This is a genomic window from Desulfurispora sp., from assembly GCF_052744395.1.
The window spans coordinates 61,944-77,635 of the sequence record NZ_JBRAJI010000006.1 but is presented as its reverse complement, the minus strand read 5'-3'; the positions used below and the strand labels follow the sequence as shown (position 1 = coordinate 77,635).

The 15,692-nt window shown below is 54.1% G+C and carries 17 protein-coding genes; 10 read left to right on the top strand and 7 right to left on the bottom strand.

The features are described 5' to 3' along the window. Positions 1 to 144 precede the first annotated feature (144 nt). Positions 145 to 750, bottom strand: a complete 606-nt coding sequence (locus ACUVTU_RS02915) for a hypothetical protein (RefSeq protein ID WP_445888468.1) — start codon at positions 748 to 750, stop codon at positions 145 to 147. A 152-nt stretch (positions 751 to 902) separates the two neighbouring features. Here ACUVTU_RS02915 and ACUVTU_RS02910 point away from each other — a divergent pair, with 152 nt between their 5' ends. Together ACUVTU_RS02910 and ACUVTU_RS02905 are read left to right on the top strand one after the other, a co-directional pair. Next, positions 903 to 1,181 (top strand): late competence development ComFB family protein, encoded by a 279-nt coding sequence (locus ACUVTU_RS02910; protein ID WP_445888467.1) that lies wholly within the window; start codon positions 903 to 905, stop codon positions 1,179 to 1,181. Between the two features lie 102 nt (positions 1,182 to 1,283). After that, positions 1,284 to 2,510, top strand: a complete 1,227-nt coding sequence (locus tag ACUVTU_RS02905) for a hypothetical protein (protein ID WP_445888466.1) — start codon at positions 1,284 to 1,286, stop codon at positions 2,508 to 2,510. Positions 2,511 to 2,523: 13 nt separating this feature from the next. Here ACUVTU_RS02905 and adhE read toward each other — a convergent pair whose 3' ends face one another. After that, complete coding sequence (adhE, locus tag ACUVTU_RS02900) at positions 2,524 to 5,190, bottom strand: bifunctional acetaldehyde-CoA/alcohol dehydrogenase (protein ID WP_445888465.1); 2,667 nt, start codon at positions 5,188 to 5,190, stop codon at positions 2,524 to 2,526. A gap of 315 nt (positions 5,191 to 5,505) precedes the next feature. Next, positions 5,506 to 6,156: an HAD-IA family hydrolase gene (locus tag ACUVTU_RS02895; RefSeq protein ID WP_445888464.1), complete on the bottom strand. Its 651-nt coding sequence runs from the start codon at positions 6,154 to 6,156 to the stop codon at positions 5,506 to 5,508. Between the two features lie 107 nt (positions 6,157 to 6,263). Here ACUVTU_RS02895 and ACUVTU_RS02890 point away from each other — a divergent pair, with 107 nt between their 5' ends. Next, positions 6,264 to 7,454, top strand: a complete 1,191-nt coding sequence (locus ACUVTU_RS02890) for a pyridoxal phosphate-dependent aminotransferase (RefSeq protein ID WP_445888463.1) — start codon at positions 6,264 to 6,266, stop codon at positions 7,452 to 7,454. A 16-nt stretch (positions 7,455 to 7,470) separates the two neighbouring features. Here the strand turns inward: ACUVTU_RS02890 and ACUVTU_RS02885 are convergent, their stop codons facing one another. After that, positions 7,471 to 7,785: a hypothetical protein gene (locus ACUVTU_RS02885; RefSeq protein WP_445888462.1), complete on the bottom strand. Its 315-nt coding sequence runs from the start codon at positions 7,783 to 7,785 to the stop codon at positions 7,471 to 7,473. Positions 7,786 to 7,988: 203 nt separating this feature from the next. Continuing rightward, on the bottom strand, positions 7,989 to 8,303 hold the full coding sequence (locus tag ACUVTU_RS02880; RefSeq protein WP_445888461.1) for an SCP2 sterol-binding domain-containing protein: 315 nt from the start codon (positions 8,301 to 8,303) through the stop codon (positions 7,989 to 7,991). 276 nt (positions 8,304 to 8,579) lie between these two features. Here ACUVTU_RS02880 and ACUVTU_RS02875 point away from each other — a divergent pair, with 276 nt between their 5' ends. Next, positions 8,580 to 9,425 carry a hypothetical protein gene (locus tag ACUVTU_RS02875; protein WP_445888460.1) on the top strand — a complete coding sequence of 282 codons (846 nt, stop codon included), beginning with the start codon at positions 8,580 to 8,582 and terminating at the stop codon, positions 9,423 to 9,425. Here the strand turns inward: ACUVTU_RS02875 and ACUVTU_RS02870 are convergent. Beyond that, positions 9,400 to 10,122 carry a metallophosphoesterase gene (locus ACUVTU_RS02870; protein WP_445888459.1) on the bottom strand — a complete coding sequence of 241 codons (723 nt, stop codon included), beginning with the start codon at positions 10,120 to 10,122 and terminating at the stop codon, positions 9,400 to 9,402. The genes ACUVTU_RS02875 and ACUVTU_RS02870 overlap by 26 nt on opposite strands. Before the next feature lie 75 nt (positions 10,123 to 10,197). Between ACUVTU_RS02870 and ACUVTU_RS02865 the strand changes: the two genes are divergently transcribed. After that, positions 10,198 to 10,392 (top strand): hypothetical protein, encoded by a 195-nt coding sequence (locus tag ACUVTU_RS02865; protein WP_445888458.1) that lies wholly within the window; start codon positions 10,198 to 10,200, stop codon positions 10,390 to 10,392. A gap of 99 nt (positions 10,393 to 10,491) precedes the next feature. Further along, a complete protein-coding gene (locus ACUVTU_RS02860) occupies positions 10,492 to 11,883 on the top strand; it encodes a sodium-dependent transporter (protein ID WP_445888457.1) in 1,392 nt (463 codons plus the stop codon). A 92-nt stretch (positions 11,884 to 11,975) separates the two neighbouring features. Here ACUVTU_RS02860 and ACUVTU_RS02855 read toward each other — a convergent pair whose 3' ends face one another. Further along, the gene (locus ACUVTU_RS02855) at positions 11,976 to 12,332 is read right to left on the bottom strand and encodes a DUF2680 domain-containing protein (RefSeq protein ID WP_445888456.1); all 357 of its coding nucleotides are present in this window, start codon (positions 12,330 to 12,332) and stop codon (positions 11,976 to 11,978) included. Positions 12,333 to 12,509: 177 nt separating this feature from the next. Here ACUVTU_RS02855 and ACUVTU_RS02850 point away from each other — a divergent pair, with 177 nt between their 5' ends. The 4 genes from ACUVTU_RS02850 to ACUVTU_RS02835 all read left to right on the top strand — a co-directional run bounded on the left by ACUVTU_RS02850 (position 12,510) and on the right by ACUVTU_RS02835 (position 15,549). Then, positions 12,510 to 12,950: a Fur family transcriptional regulator gene (locus tag ACUVTU_RS02850; protein ID WP_445888455.1), complete on the top strand. Its 441-nt coding sequence runs from the start codon at positions 12,510 to 12,512 to the stop codon at positions 12,948 to 12,950. Between the two features lie 128 nt (positions 12,951 to 13,078). Further along, the gene (locus tag ACUVTU_RS02845; RefSeq protein WP_445888454.1) at positions 13,079 to 13,918 is read left to right on the top strand and encodes a metal ABC transporter substrate-binding protein; all 840 of its coding nucleotides are present in this window, start codon (positions 13,079 to 13,081) and stop codon (positions 13,916 to 13,918) included. A gap of 29 nt (positions 13,919 to 13,947) precedes the next feature. Next, positions 13,948 to 14,700, top strand: a complete 753-nt coding sequence (locus tag ACUVTU_RS02840) for a metal ABC transporter ATP-binding protein (RefSeq protein WP_445888453.1) — start codon at positions 13,948 to 13,950, stop codon at positions 14,698 to 14,700. Between the two features lie 15 nt (positions 14,701 to 14,715). Beyond that, entirely contained in the window at positions 14,716 to 15,549 is an 834-nt protein-coding gene (locus ACUVTU_RS02835; protein WP_445888452.1) for a metal ABC transporter permease, read from the top strand. Positions 15,550 to 15,692: the final 143 nt, after the last annotated feature.

Sequence of the window (15,692 nt, the reverse complement as noted above, 5' to 3'; positions counted from 1 at the left end):
TCTATTTTCAGGGGGACATTTCCTTGCTGCCACCTACTGAAATTATACACGGCCTTTGCAGCTGGACAAAAGAACATCCCACCCGGCGGTGGGCCAGCACCTGACCAGCTGATAGGCTTACATCCTGCTGACTAACTCGCCAGTCTAATTGCACCCCAGCTTAATGGCGCAGGATTTAATGTGCCGAAAGACATCCCGGAAGGCATCCAGCATAGCCTGGTATATATCCGCGGATTGCGGCGTGCAAATTCCCTGGTCAAAGCGCTGCTGGTGCTGTTTGGAGAACACCGCGCAATTTTCGATCATCTGCCCGCAATGGTCCACCAGTCTATCTTTCAGGGTGAGCTCGCATCCTTCGATAAATTGTTTCAGGTCCTGCAGGGCCACCCTGGCCCCATCAATCAGCACGGTCAATTCGTCCACGGCCCATTTACTGAACAGCACACTCTGGTTGACCTTGTTTTCGGTGGATTGCATAATTTTGAGCAGGTTGAGCCGTATATATTCCATGTCGCGCATCACTTCATATTTGCCCGCCGCTTCCCGGGTGGTTTCTCCTTTAACCAGCGGTACCTGCAACACTTTCTTTTTCATCACATTAACCGTATTGTGGCTGATCTGCTGCACCTGAGAGAGGTAATGAGCCCGGTGCCGGTAGAAGTCGCTGGCAATACCCTCCAGCATAACCGCCAGGTCACTGATCACACTACCCAGAGCCAGGTCTCCCCCATCGCTATTTTGACGCACCATAAAACAGCTCCCCCCTTGAAACAATATTCCCCCGGCATTTGATCCTAATTATACATCCGCCTATCCAAAAAATATATATTTTTTACAGAGGATTCTGGGATTATGACGTTGAAAATACGAAAGACCAGTTGATAAGCGGAGGGGAGCAAGCTGTGCTGATAAACTGCACTGAACTGGCTGTTAAAGAGCTGTTGCCGGAGGTTCTGGAGCAATACAAAAGGACATACGGCCAGGTATGCACCTGCCAGCGCTGCCAGGAAGACATTATGGCCCTGGCCCTGAACTACCTGCCGCCGCATTATGTGGCTACGGAAAAAGGTTATATCCTGACCAATGTCCACCTGCAGCAGCTTGGTGGGCGCACAGCCGTTTTGGCCCAGCTCTGTCACGCCGCCCACAGGGTCATGGAAAACCCCCGCCACAATGTATAAGCCGCCGCACGGGCGGTTTTTTATTTTCCCGGCAGGAAAAGTCGTTATTCATAGAAAATATTTAATTAGTGAAATTTCATTTCCCGGCGGGGAGAGAGCAAAATGAGCAGCACTGTAGAAAACATTAAGAAGCAATACTATGAGAACTACGCTGATATCTGCATTGCCGCCGACTCCATTGTTGAAGATCTCAAATCATTTTTTACCACTTTTCAAAGGGCCTATCTGCTGCAAATCAAGCAGTATCCTCTTTACCGCTTTGAATCACGCGTCAAATCCTGGGAAAGCATTGCCGACAAAATCGAGCGCAAAGAACAGTACCGGGACGTTACCAGTTTGCATGATCTACCGGATATCATCGGTGTATATGTAATTGTCGAGCTGGATGAAGATGTGGACAAAGTGATCAAGCTGTTCGAAAGGGAAAAGAGCTATTTGCTGCAGCACTCCCACGTCACTTCACTGGAATATTCGCCCACCAGACATGAAAACGGTAAGCTGTCCCATCACTATGATGGTATCTATACATTAAAGGGCCGCAACCGATTGGAAAAGTACAACTTTGAAATCCAGGTCCGGTCCGAGGTGGAAAATCTCTGGTCCAATATTGAGCATATGTCCTTTTACAAAAATCGCACCAAGAACCGTAACGACCGCATCCTGAACCGGCTCAAAGAACATTCTTACAACCTGCTGTTGCAGGCCGATGACGTACTGAGCATTCTGCGCCGGGAAAGAATGAAAAACGACCTGCTGGATCTCAAAGAAAAGATGACCGAAGCTCTGGAAAACGTTTTTGACGGGATCAAGATCCGGGATATTGAGGCGATATCGGACTATCTGTACAAGTGCCTGGCACTGCCCTTTGACAGTGTAAGCGTGGAGGAACTGGAGCAGATGTTCACGGCTGCTGCCCGCGTGGAGAAAGAGCAAATCGACCGGTCTCTCCAGTCATTCCAGCCCGGCTCAGAACACCAGCGCCTGTATGAATACCTGATCGCCAATATGAGTTTGAGCGACGAGATCATTCTGAAGATCGGGCTGTCCGTAGCAGAACCCCGGGCTGCTATTGAGTATCTGCTCTCTTCCATGGAAGAAGCCCGCTGCAAAAACTGCGGCCAGTGGCTCAATTATGCCGATGCGGATTTCTTCGCAGCCATGGTGGAAATGCGGGGAGATTTCTACTGCCGCACCTGTGCCGAAACCCTGCTCAAATACTGTACGGTCTGCGGTTCCATCCTGACCACGGAAAAAGTCTGCCGCAAATGCGCCCGCAAAGGCGCCAAAGATAGACGCCGCCACCGCCTCATAAACAGTACAGGCAAGTGAGCAAAGGCCCCGCTCAGGCGGGGCCTTTCAGTTGGCCTGCCGGCAGCAGACCGGTTCCGGCCAGCAGATCAAAGTTTAAGAGATGGGGACTGACCTGCTCGCTGAGCGGGGGACCGTAGGCCAGCCGGTAGAGATCGACCAGCTCTGCCACCAGCGGCTGCCGGGGGTTGGTGCCCGTAACCTGATCGGCATAGGCATCATCGGCCATTTGCTCCAGACGCCGGCTGAAATCTGCCGGATCAATACCGGTTTCTTTGATGGAGCGGGGTAAACCCAGCCCGGCCAGCAACTGGACCACGGCCTGGATTAATGCCCGCACACCGCTGTGCTGATCCGGCACCGCCAGACCCAGCCGGGCGGCTATCCGGGCATACTTCTCCGGTGCCCGGTAATATTCATACTTGGGAAAAGCGGCAAAACGCGTGGGCGTACTGGCATTGAAGGCAATTACATAGGGCAGAAAGATGGCATTGGCCCGGCCGTGGGGGATGCCGAATTCGCCGCCCAGCTTGTGCGCCAGACTGTGGTTGATGCCCAGAAAAGCATTGGTGAAAGCCATCCCGGCAATACAGGACGCATTGTGCATGCGTTCCCTGGCTTCCCGGTCCTGCGGGTTCTGGAAGGAACGGGGCAGGTATTTAAAGACCAGTTCAATGGCCTGCAGGGCCAGGCCGTCGGTATAGTCGGAAGCCATCACCGACACATAGGCTTCAATGGCATGAGTCAACACATCCATCCCGGTGTCGGCAGTGACCGCCGGAGGCATGGTCATGGCCAATTCAGGATCAATAATGGCTACATCGGGGGTCAGCTCATAATCAGCCAGGGGGTATTTCACCTGTCGGCCCTTGTCGGTGATCACGGCAAAAGCGGTAACTTCTGAACCGGTCCCGCTGGTGGTGGGTATGGCGATCAGGCTGGATTTGCGCCCCAGACGGGGATACTTGTAAGTTCTCTTGCGGATATCCAAAAACTTGAGTTTTAAAAACTCAAATTCCACTTCCGGATGCTCGTAGAAAAGCCACATGGCCTTGGCCGCGTCAATGGGCGAACCACCGCCCAGAGCAATGATGGTATCGGGCTGAAACTTCTGCATGGCCTGACAGCCCCGCCTGACCGTTTCCACGGAAGGGTCGGGCTCCACATCGCTGAAAATTTCTACGGTCACCCGGTTCTGCCGTTTGTGCAGGTGATAGAGCACCCGGTCCACCATACCCAGCCGGAGAATTACCGGATCGGTCACCACAAACACCCGGTTAATACCGGGAAACTTGCTCAAATACTGCAGGGAACCGTGCTCAAAATAAATTCTTTCCGGCACCCTGAACCACTGCAGTTTTTCTCTGCGGCGGGCCACCCGCTTGATATTGATTAAATTCTCCACACTGACATTGGAGGTAGTGCTGTTACTGCCCATAGAACCGCAGCCCAGCGTGAAGGAGGGCACATTGATATTATACAGGTCGCCAATCGCTCCATGCGTAGCCGGTGAGTTCACAATCACCCTGCCCACCCGCAAACGGCGGGCAAACTCCTGAATCACCGCTTCGTCTTCGGCGTGAATGGCCGCAGAATGACCCAGCCCGCCAAACTCCACCACCTTCTCGGCCAGATCGATCCCCTGCCGCCATTCATCCACGTAATAGCAGGCCAGCACCGGGCTGAGCTTTTCCATGGAGAGGGGATGTTCCATACCCACCCCGGAGAGTTCGGCCACCAGCACGCGGGTGGTGGGAGGAACCGTGATCCCGGCCATTTCCGCAATGCGCACAGCCGGCTGGCCGGCTACAGCCGGGTTCAGTGAACACTGATTGTCGCGCGACCGGACCATTAATTGTTCCAGCTGCCCAATCTCTTCCGGACGCAAAAAGTATGCGCCATAAGCCTGCATCAATTCCATAAACCGGCCAGCAATCTCCCGATCTACAATCACGGCCTGTTCCGAGGCACAGATCAGACCATTGTCAAACGTTTTGCTCATTAACAGATCGGTAACCGCCCTTTCCAATCTGGCCGAACTGTGGATGTAACAGGGCACATTGCCCGGCCCCACGCCCAGGGCCGGCTTGCCCGTGGAATAGGCCGCCCGCACCAGGCCAGCCCCGCCGGTGGCCAGGATCAAGGCCACCCCGGGATGCTTCATCAAATAGCCGGTAATCTGCTCGCTGGAATGAGGCAGCCAGGCCATGCAGCCTTCCGGCGCCCCGGCAGCCAGCGCCGCCCGGCACATAATCTCTGCCGCCGCCTGGCTGCAGCGCTGGGCGCCGGGGTGAAAACTGAAAATCACCGGATTTCTGGCCTTGAGACAAATTAAGGCCTTGAACATGGTGGTGGAGGTGGGGTTGGTCACCGGTACGATTGCGGCCACCACTCCCACCGGCTCGGCGATTTCCAGATAATCCTCTTCCAGATTTTCATTGATCACGCCCACAGTTTTCTTATATTTAATGTTATGGTAAACCGCCTCGGTGGCAAAAATATTTTTAATCATCTTGTCTTCGTAGATACCCCGGCCGGTTTCCTCTACGGCCATTCTGGCCAGTTCCCGGTACTTCTCCAGACCGGCCAGAGCCATCGCCTGGACAATTTTATCCACCTGCTCCTGGTCATAGGCCATAAAGCGCTCCGCCGCCTGCAGAGCCTTTTCCACCAAACTGTCCACAACAGCAGACTGTTCCATGAACAACCCCCTCTTTGGCAAGAAGCAATAATAATGGTACCAGCCGCAAGCGCTAGTACCATTATTCCTAATACGAATGGTTTATATGTGCTGTACACGCACCAATCAGGAGGGTCTGAACCATGCAGCCAATCTGCCCTTTGTGCAATGGGCTTTGTTCCAGCCAGGTGACCTGCCTCTGCGGACAGGACATGCTGGATCAGGGGCCGCTGCAGAATTACCTGGGGCCCTACAGCCCCTACTCATCCACCGGCGAAGCTGCCACTACCTGCGTGCATCTTTTCCGCTGCCCCAATTGTTACCGGGACCGCAGAATCACATTCGATCCAACAAGTACTTTTGCAGGTCCGCCCAGGAATCAATAATCAAATCCGGCCGGTATTCCGCCAGTTCCTCACGGGTGGCCATACCCCAGGTGACAGCCACCACCAGCGTGCCGGCCGCTTTGCCACTGAGCAGGTCGAAATAGCTGTCTCCCACCATCAGGGCCGCACCGGGCTCCACCTGCAGCTCCTGCAGCGCCCTGAGCACAGGCTGGGGAGCCGGCTTGGGCTCGGTGACATCGTATGCCGTGATCACTACATCCAGCAGCCCGGCAATGCCGGTCACCTCCAGCGTGCGCATGGTCCCCGGCCGGCCCTTGGAGGTGACCAGACCGGTCAGAATACCCTGCTGCTTCAGGAATTCCAGCATCTCCCGGCTGCCAGGAAACAGCGCGGCATAGCGGTCGTGCTCGGCATGATAATACTGCTGATAGAGAGAGATAAACTGCTCGGCCCTGTCCCCGGCAAAATGGATGGCGATATCTTTCAGAGTACGCCCAATCCAGCGCATCACTGCACCGTCGGCCCAGGGCAGATCCAGCTCGGCAAAGACCCGGCGGTAAATCATTTTTAACAAGGGCAGGGTATCCGCCAGTGTGCCGTCCAGATCAAATAATACCGCCTGCACAGAATTTTTTGTCACCAAATACATCACTCCCAAAAAAGGTATATCACTGCCGTTTAGCGAAAAAAGTAAAAAGAAGAACCAAGATGTTCCACACAGCATTTAATTACAAGGGAGTGAAAACCATGGCCATTAGCCAGGAAGTGACCCAGAACCTCACCCGGGCGTCATGGATACGCAAAATGTTTGAAGAAGGGGAAAGGCTGCGGGCCATCCACGGACCCGACAAGGTCTTCGACTTCACCCTGGGCAACCCCAATGTGGAGCCGCCGGCCAGATTTTATGCCGAACTGAAAAAGATCGCTGAAAATCCCCTGCCCGGCATGCACCGCTACATGAGCAACGCCGGCTACCCGGAAACCCGGGCCGCCATTGCCACCGTGCTGAAAGAAGATTCCGGGCTGCCCTTTACCGATCAGCAGATCATTATGACCGTGGGAGCCGGCGGCGGCCTGAATGTGGTTTTGAAAACCCTGCTGGATCCGGGCGATGAAGTTATTGTACTCAAGCCCTACTTTGTCGAATACAAGTTTTACATAGCCAACCACCGCGGCATCACTGTGGAAGTGGCCACTGACCAGTATTTCCTGCCCGATTTCGCTGCTCTGGAGCAGGCCATCAACAAGAATACCAAGGCCATCATCATCAACTCGCCCAACAATCCCACCGGCGTGGTCTACGACGCTGACGTGCTCCGGCAGTTGGGACAGTTGCTGAATAAAAAACAGCAGGAACTGCAAAAAGAAATCTACCTGATTTCCGATGAGCCTTACTCCAAGATTGTCTACGAAAACACTAAAGTGCCCAGCGTGTTTACCTTTTATTCCAACAGTATCATGGTTACTTCCCACAGCAAAGACCTGGCCCTACCGGGAGAGCGCATCGGCTACATCGCGGTCAGCCCGCAGATCAGCGGCCTGGAACTGCTGGTGGAAGGGCTGGTCTTTGCCAACCGCGTCCTGGGTTTTGTCAACGCGCCGGCGCTCATGCAGCACCTGGTTAAACATCTGCAGCGGGAAACCGTAAACGTGGCCGAATATCAAGAAAAACGGGATCTGCTGTACAACCACCTCACCGGACTGGGCTTTCAAATGGTCAAGCCCATGGGCGCCTTTTACCTCTTCCCGCGTTCCCCGCTGCCCGATGAAATGGAGTTTGTCCGCCTGGCCCAGACCTTCAACATTCTGGTTGTGCCCGGCAGCGGATTCGGCATGCCCGGCTATTTCCGGCTGTCATACTGTATTGATAAACAGGTGATCATCAACTCCCTGCCTGCCTTCACCGCTCTGGCTCAAAAGCTAGGCCTTCCGGCGTAAAGCCGGAAGGCCCGGTTCACTCTTCCACCAGCATGAGCAACTTCTCATGCATATGAACGCTAAGCTGCCGCATCACGCTGCGCAGGCTGGACGGGTCGGTCAACACGAAGCCATCTTCCCAGCGTTCCAGCAGGTAAGATACAAACTCCATAAAACCGCTGGCCAGTGTGAGCGTATACAGTTCCCGGTGCCGGTTGTTTTCCGGCTGACAGAGGCCATTTTTGTGCGTTAATTTGAAGTTACCCAGTTTCCCGTCCTCCCGGGTCCAGGACACCACTCCGTCCATGATGGGCACTTCCTGCCCGCAGGTATCGCAGACAAACCTGGCCACCGCTAACCCCTCCCTCTCTTTGCCAAGGTAAGCATACTCAGGCACTGTTGTTGCGGATAGTTTATTTTGCCTGGCTGTTTATATTCATTTACAGTTCAATAATACTATAAAATAGTTTGCCATTACCAGCCAAAATCCTTCCCCCAAGAGAAAAATAGCTGTCCGTCAAAAGACGAACAGCTATTTTGAGCTTCTATCCAGCATTAACCCAGCAAAGACTGCAGTTTCATCGCCAGACCCATATCCCCGGCAATTTTAATTTTACCGCTCATGAAGGCCATCATGGGGTTCAGCGCTCCCGACAGCATGCTTTGGAAATCATCGGCGCTCATGGAGATGGTAATGTTGGGATTATCCGCCTTGCCTTCCGACACAGTAGCCGCTCCGTCATTAAAGTTCACAAAAAACGCCCCGGCATCACCCAGGTCAAATTGAAACACCGCCGTGGTGCCTTTCATTTTGCTGGGATCAACCAGTTTGGACTGCAGAACCGACATAATTTCGTTAACAGCAGACATGATTAACAACCTCCTTTGTTTTTTGAGAAATACTTTGGAGAAATCATGAATGAATGCTCATACATGATTATTGCTAAAATTTATATTCTATAAAACCCCACCAAATCCTGCTCTGTTGAAATTAAATTTTGAAAATTTGTATTATTATTCAGGATCCTTCATTGCTTATAATATTAATGGGGGCAGGAAAAATCCCCCCTCCTGAGAAATAAATAAAATAATATATTACTTATGCAGGATATAACCGCAGATCATTAACTCGGGGAGTGAACAATTTTGCGCACCTGGTACGTCGAAGATGCGGGAGGTGGGTGTCGGGCTTTTTCCGAAGTCCTGGTCCTTGTATCCGAAAAGCCGCGGGAAATATACACCGCCCTGGTTCCCTTAACCTGGGAGACCGGACAAACCCTGGAGGAAGTGGTGCTGGAACTGGTTCTGGAGATGATGACCCGGGCCGGCGTGACCCGGGAAGATCAGATTCTGGTCTGCTCGGGCAACATTTTTCACGACCTGCACAGATATTTGCAGGAAAACCATTATAACTGGTCCACCGCCCGCATGGAAGGACTGGCGCATGAAATAGCTGAACAGGTATTCTTTGAGCAAATTGTCCGGGCCGGCTTCCCGTCCTATATCAAGCTCAACAGCCGCAATTACCGAGAGTTTTATCAAATGGTGGAAAAGTGGGTGCTGGAGAACAAGAGCCGCCTTAAGTATTTAAAAGACCGGCGGGTCAGGCAAAAGCCCATTGGCCACAAATACTGTTACAAGGCCAACCGTTCCCGCCCGCGCCACTGCAGCAGGTGTCACAAAACTATCCTTCCCTTCACCCCCATGGTGGAATGCCGGATTAACAACCGGGGCAAAAAAATTCATCGCTATTACCACCCCGCCTGCTCACCCGTCCAGCCGCTGAAAAATAAGCTGGTGACCATGGAAGCAACCCTGGATGAGCACCCGGTCGGCGGCGTGATCACCCGGAGCAACCGGGAAGAACGGTGCGCCCTCTGCCAGTTACCAATTCCGGCCGGACAAACCGCCTTCTTTGGCTACCACAACGGGCAGCTGCTCACGGTGCACTTGTTCTGCCTGAATGCTAGCCATACACCAGCCGGGGCCTGAAATTAAGGTAATCGGCGCTGACCAGGTAGAAGTTTATGCCCCAGCAGTGGTCCGGCAAACGATACCGACAGGCGCGCGCATGCAGGTGACCATAGACCACAGTGCTAACCGAAAATTTATGCATCAGTTCGACAAAGCCACTGTATTCGTGTTTCTCATTGGTGGGCATATAATGCATCATCACAATAATTTTTTTCTTTTTTGCCGCAGCAGATTGCAAGGAATTTTCCAGCCGGATCAGTTCCCGGCGGTATATTTTTTGATCGTGTTCGCCAAAAACCGCGCTGTTGGGGCACTGCCAGCCCCTGGTGCCGCATATTTGCACCTCTCCCAGATCCACGCTGTCGTTTTGAATCACCCTGGTGTTGGGCGGCAGAGCCGCTCTTACTCTGGACAGACTCTGCCACCAGTAGTCGTGATTGCCCTGCACCAAAATAATCTTGCCGGGTAAACTTTCCAGATACTGCAGGTCGTAAACCGTTTCTTCCAACCGCATGGCCCAGGAAATGTCACCGGGCACCAGCACAATATCCTCGGGCCGGATTATTTCGCACCAGTTTTCGTAAATCCGCCGGGGATGATCCTGCCAGGCCGGATCCACCTCCGACATGGGTTTGTACAGGGGAGTCCGCCAATCCCTGATATCGGGCGGTGCCGAAAAAGAAAGGTGCAAATCGCTGATGGCATATATTTTCATGCTCGGGCATACCTCGGAAACCACGTTTTTTTAATGGTACCATTTTTAGCCCGCCAATGAAAGGGTGTCCGTACAATGAATGAATACAAACTGGTCATCGTGGTGGAAACCAAAGAACACAGCTACATCCGAATGTTTGTGAACAACGTCCTGGTCAACCCGGAAGGACTGATCCGGTTGAAACACTCCGAGCTGGATCAACTGTTCAGAGATCTGTTTCGGGGTTCCCGGGGCAAATGTATCAAATGCCGCTGCACCCAGGGCCGCTAGGGGCCAAAAGTGCTGGTTGATTTATCAATTGACAGGGAGCCCGCCTTGCAGTATATTGGGCATTGGTTATCCATGAAATAATGAGAAAGGCGGAGAATTATGGCAAAACATTCAGAATTCGATTCTCCCGGCAGGCAGGCTCCTCCCAGAGAAAAATTCACCAGTACCCTGGGGGTAATCGCCGCCACCCTGGGGTCCGCCGTGGGCCTGGGTAATATATGGAAATTCCCATACATGACCGGCCAGAACGGCGGCGCAGCTTTTTTGTTTATTTATATCATCTGTGTTACGGTAGTGGGCCTGACCATCATGATTTCCGAATTTATTATTGGCCGGCACGCCGCCGCCGCCACCGTAGGGGCCTATAAAAAACTGGCTCCCGGCAGCCGGTGGTACCTGGCCGGCACCAGCAACATTCTGGCCGCTTTTTTGATCATGGCCTTTTACACCACGGTGGCCGGGTGGGTATACGCCTACGCCTTCCAGGCCATCAGCGGCTCGCTGTCCTTCACCCGGCCGGAAGATTTTAAACAGGCCTTTGCCAGCTTCACCGGCCAGCCCTGGGCACCTCTCATCTGGCAATGGATTGTGCTGGTCACCACGGGCGCGGTAATTCTGGCCGGCGTAAAAAATGGGATTGAACGGATCACCAAAACACTGCTGCCCGTTCTGTTCGTGCTCCTGCTGCTCTGTGATATCCGCGCTCTTACTCTGGATGGAGCAGCCGAGGGACTGGCCTTTCTGTTTAAACCCGACTTCAGCAAGATCACCGGCGTCACCATCCTGCTGGCCCTGGGACTGTCGTTTTTCAAACTATCGGTGGGCATGGGCACCATGACCACCTACGGCAGCTATATGGACAAAAACCAGAACCTGATCTCCACAGCGGCCCAAGTAATGCTCTCGGACACCCTGGTTTCCATTCTGGCCGGCATAGCGATATTTCCCGCGGTATTTGCCTTTGGATTTCAGCCCGATGCCGGACCATCGCTCTTATTCTTAACCATCCCCATGGTCTTCAGTTCCATGCCCCTGGGGCATCTATTTCTGGCCATGTTCTTCCTGCTGACCGCCATTGCGGCCACCGGGGCCATGATTTCCCTGCTGGAAGTGCTGGTCGCGTACTTCTGCGAGGAAAGAAAGTGGCAGCGCTGGCAGGCCACCCTGGTCAGCGTGCTGGGCATCGCCCTGCTGGGCAGCACCGCCACATTATCCACCAGCACCCTGAGCAATTTCCACCTGTGGGGCAAAACCATGTTTGATCTGTTCGATTTCGTATCTTCAAACATTTTATTACCCGTCGGCGGCATTGCCATTGCCCTCTTTGTCAGCCGGGTGCTGGGCCCCCGGGTAATATTGGCCGAAGCTACCAACAACGACCAGATCCCCAACCACCGGCTGGTGCGGGCCTATTACTACAGCGTGCGCTACCTGGCCCCAATCGCCATTGCCATCATCCTGCTGAACAGCCTGGGGCTGGTCAAGTTCTAAAAGCTCCCTAACAACCCCATCCAAAAGAACCCGGCCTCATCCGGCCGGGTTCTTTTGGTTTTGCCTTAATCTCATTATTTGCCCTGATCTCATTACTGCTGGACGCTGTTAGCGGCGGGAGCCTGGTTTTGCCAGAAGCCGCCTCCCCGCCAGCCCATGCCCATACCGCGCCCCATACCCAGGCCGCCGGCCCGGGTGCCGGCCATCGGGCAAACAAAACCGTTCTGGGCGTGCCACTGGTACATCTGGTCAAAGTGCTGCTTTAAAGCTTCCCCTTGCTCCTTGCTCAACCGTCCGTCCTTAACCGCCTGGTCCACATAGGCCTTTTTGGTATTAAACATTTGTTTAAACCACGCCTCAGCGCTGCTGGTGGTGTCGGCGGCAAAAGCCGGTATGGCCAGCGCGGCAACCAGAGCCAGCAGCACCACCACTCCCCATGCTCTTTTCATCCTCAGCACCTCCTGTTTTTATTTGCCTTTAGTATAGCAAGCCCATGTCACAGCGCCAGCACACCTCTGTGACAGTTTTGTTACAAAACACCATCTATTTGTGTTGACATAACCGCCGCACAGTGCAAATATATTTATAGTTAGGAATCATTATTATTTACCACAGAGGGAGCATCCATGCCGGCTACAGATCAGTTTTTCCAAAAGCTCAAACAGCACGGTTACAAAATCACTCCCCAGCGCCAGGCCATTCTGCAGTGCCTGCTGGACCATCCGGGGCATCACAGTGCGGAAGAAATCCACCAGATCATCAAAACTTCCTACCCCCACATCAGCCTGGACACCGTCTACCGCAATCTGCACACCATGGTCTCCCTGGGCCTGGTCCTGGCGCTGAATTTTGCCGATGGAAGAAACCGTTATGAAATTGCCACCGAAGATCACCATCACCACCTCATCTGTCTTTCCTGCGGCCAATCGGAACAAATTGATTTTTGCCCGCTGCGCGAACTGGCCGAGGAAATCAGCCGGGAAAAGAACTTCACCATCAGCCGGCACAACTTTGAGATATACGGCTACTGCCGCAACTGCCAGCCAGCCCGGAAGGAGAGAGGATAACCATGAATAAAAACAGCCGGTGGGCCATATTTTTATTCAGTTTATCTTTGTTATTATTAACGGCCGGCTGCGCTGGAAATACTGAACAAAAAACCAGCGCCGCTGGGCCGGGCCCCGGGAGCAAAATTATGGTTTATACCACCATTTATCCGCTCTATGACTTCGCCTCCCGGGTGGGCGGGGACCGGGTGGAGGTAATCAATATTATGCCTCCCGGAGTAGAACCGCACCACTGGGAACCCCGGCCGGCCGATCTGGCCAACATGCACAGGGCCGATGTATTTGTTTACTGCGGCGCCGGCCTGGAGGGCTGGGTGCAAAACACCCTGCAAAGCCTGTCCCAACCAAACCTGGTGATTGTGGATGCCAGCCGGGGCATCAGTTTACTTGACGCTTCCGGGAAAGAAAGCCCGGAACAACCGGGCACGCATCTGGAAAAAAAGGACCCGCACATCTGGCTGGATCCGGTCAACGCCGCGCTGATGGTAGACAATATTCTAGAGGGCCTCTGTCAGGCCAGCCCACAAAACGCTGCCTACTTTCAATCCAATGCCCGCCAGTATAAGGCCAAACTGGCGGAACTGGACAGCGCTTTTCGCCAGCTGGCCCGGCAGGCCAAAATCAAGCATTTTGTAACCTCCCATGCTGCTTTTGGCTATCTGGCCAAACGATACGGCCTCATCCAGATCCCGCTGCGGGGCCTCAGTGCCGACAGCGAACCGGCTCCCCGCACCATGCTGCAGATTGCCCGGCAGGTAAAAGATTTAAAGATCAAATACATCTTTTTTGAAAGTCTGCTCAGCCCCCGGGCCTCCCTGGCCCTGGCCCGGGAAACCGGTGCCCAAACCCTGGTGCTCCACCCCCTGGCCAATGTGAGCCGGGAAGAATTCGCCGCCCGCAAGGGTTACCTGGAGATCATGCAGGAAAACCTGCGCAATCTGCAAATAGCTCTGGAAGCAACGCAGTGAACAGTTTATTATACGGGTGGTTAATAAATATGACGGCACAACCCATTGTTTCCCTGCAACAGGTTTCCTTCAGCTACGGCTGTCATCCGGTACTGGAAGACATCACCCTGGCAGTTGAGCCAGGCGAAGCCGTGGCCATCACCGGCCCCAACGGCAGCGGTAAAACAACCCTGCTCAAGCTGCTGCTGGGCCAGCTCAAGCCCCTGTGCGGCACGATTGAGATCTGCGGTCTGCCTGCCCGGCAGGCCGCCCAACAGACCTTAACCGGCTATGTGCCCCAGAAGGCGACCAATTTCAATCAGCAGTTTCCGGCCAGTGTGCTGGAAGTAGTGCTGACCGGCCGCACAGCCTGCAAAAAGCGCTGGGCCAGACTGGCGGAAGCAGATTATCAGATGGCCCTGGAGGCCCTGGATAAGGTGGGGCTGAAACACCTGAGCCGGCAACTGTTGAGCAGTCTTTCGGGCGGACAACAGCAGCGGGTGTTCATCGCCCGGGCCCTGGCCCAGCAGCCCCGCATCCTGCTGCTGGATGAACCCACGGTCGGCCTGGACACCGCCAGCATGCACAGCCTGTGCCAATTGCTGGTAGAACTGCGCCGGACCCGGCAGCTCACCCTGTTTATTGTTACCCATGAACCCGCCCTGATCACCCGGGTGGCCACGCGCCAGGTTTGCCTGAACCTGCACGCCTGCTCCTGCCAGCACCCGGCCAGGGAGCAGGAGCAGCTTTCCTATCTGAACTGCCCCCGCTTTTTACCACTTTATAACAGCAGCAAAGCCTGAAGGAGTTGGACCGGAATGTCCGTACTGGACTACGCTTTTATGCAGCATGCCCTGCTGGCCGGCTTGATCTGCGCCATTGTCTGTCCGGCGGCGGGACTCTTTATCACCCTGCGCCGGCTTTCCCTGCTGGCCGATGCCCTGGCGCACATCTGCCTGGCCGGAGTGGCAGCCGGACTGCTGGCCGGTTTTTCCCCGCTCCTGAGCGCCGCGCTCTTCGCTACCGGAGGTGCGGTGGGACTGGAATTGCTGCGGGAAAAATACCGGCACCATGCCGAACTGGCCATCGCTATCATGCTTTCCGCCGGTATGGCAGTGGGAGCCATCCTCCTCAGCCAGGGGCAGGGTTTAAATGCCAATGTGCTGAGCTATTTTTTCGGCAGTATCATTACCATCGGCACCGGAGACCTGAAACTGATGCTGCTGCTTTGCCTCCCCCTGCTCGTCCTGATATATTTTCTCTGGGATGAACTTTTTTTTATCACTTTTGACGAAGAAAATGCCCGGCTGAGCGGCCTGCCGGTGCGCACCCTGAACATCATCTTCACTTCCCTGACCGCTCTGACCATTGCCGCAGCGATTCGGCTGGTGGGCATCCTGCTGGTTTCCTCACTCATGGTGCTGCCGGTAGCCACAGCCATGCAGCTTTCCGGCAGTTTCCGGCAAACCTTTACCCTGTCCGTACTGCTGGCCCAGGCCGCCGTACTGGCCGGACTGCTCTTCTCCTTTTACTTCAACCTGGCGCCGGGAGGCAGTATTATTCTGTGTTCTATCGGCCTGCTGCTGGGCACGCTGGGCATCAAACAGGCCAGCCGGCGCAGTAAAAGCGATTTGCTCACCCGGCAGACGTAAAAAGACCCGTCCCGCATATCCGGGACGGGTCTTTTGCATAATTGTATAATAATGACTGGCCATTCAATGTAGTGACAGGCGGTTCAATGTTAATAATTGACCGGTCAACAAAAATATCTTTATCTGTTAACAATTCTGAATAT

Bases quoted from the DNA above. Each gene is read 5' to 3' on its own strand.
- ACUVTU_RS02855 (WP_445888456.1), bottom strand. From the start codon at position 12,332: ATGAAAAGAGCATGGGGAGTGGTGGTGCTGCTGGCTCTGGTTGCCGCG.
- ACUVTU_RS02840 (WP_445888453.1), top strand. From the start codon at position 13,948: ATGACGGCACAACCCATTGTTTCCCTGCAACAGGTTTCCTTCAGCTAC.
- ACUVTU_RS02835 (WP_445888452.1), top strand. From the start codon at position 14,716: ATGTCCGTACTGGACTACGCTTTTATGCAGCATGCCCTGCTGGCCGGC.
- ACUVTU_RS02865 (WP_445888458.1), top strand. From the start codon at position 10,198: ATGAATGAATACAAACTGGTCATCGTGGTGGAAACCAAAGAACACAGC.
- ACUVTU_RS02905 (WP_445888466.1), top strand. From the start codon at position 1,284: ATGAGCAGCACTGTAGAAAACATTAAGAAGCAATACTATGAGAACTAC.
- ACUVTU_RS02845 (WP_445888454.1), top strand. From the start codon at position 13,079: ATGGTTTATACCACCATTTATCCGCTCTATGACTTCGCCTCCCGGGTG.
- ACUVTU_RS02880 (WP_445888461.1), bottom strand. From the start codon at position 8,303: ATGTCTGCTGTTAACGAAATTATGTCGGTTCTGCAGTCCAAACTGGTT.
- ACUVTU_RS02860 (WP_445888457.1), top strand. From the start codon at position 10,492: ATGGCAAAACATTCAGAATTCGATTCTCCCGGCAGGCAGGCTCCTCCC.
- ACUVTU_RS02850 (WP_445888455.1), top strand. From the start codon at position 12,510: ATGCCGGCTACAGATCAGTTTTTCCAAAAGCTCAAACAGCACGGTTAC.
- ACUVTU_RS02870 (WP_445888459.1), bottom strand. From the start codon at position 10,122: ATGAAAATATATGCCATCAGCGATTTGCACCTTTCTTTTTCGGCACCG.
- ACUVTU_RS02890 (WP_445888463.1), top strand. From the start codon at position 6,264: ATGGCCATTAGCCAGGAAGTGACCCAGAACCTCACCCGGGCGTCATGG.
- ACUVTU_RS02915 (WP_445888468.1), bottom strand. From the start codon at position 750: ATGGTGCGTCAAAATAGCGATGGGGGAGACCTGGCTCTGGGTAGTGTG.
- adhE (WP_445888465.1), bottom strand. From the start codon at position 5,190: ATGGAACAGTCTGCTGTTGTGGACAGTTTGGTGGAAAAGGCTCTGCAG.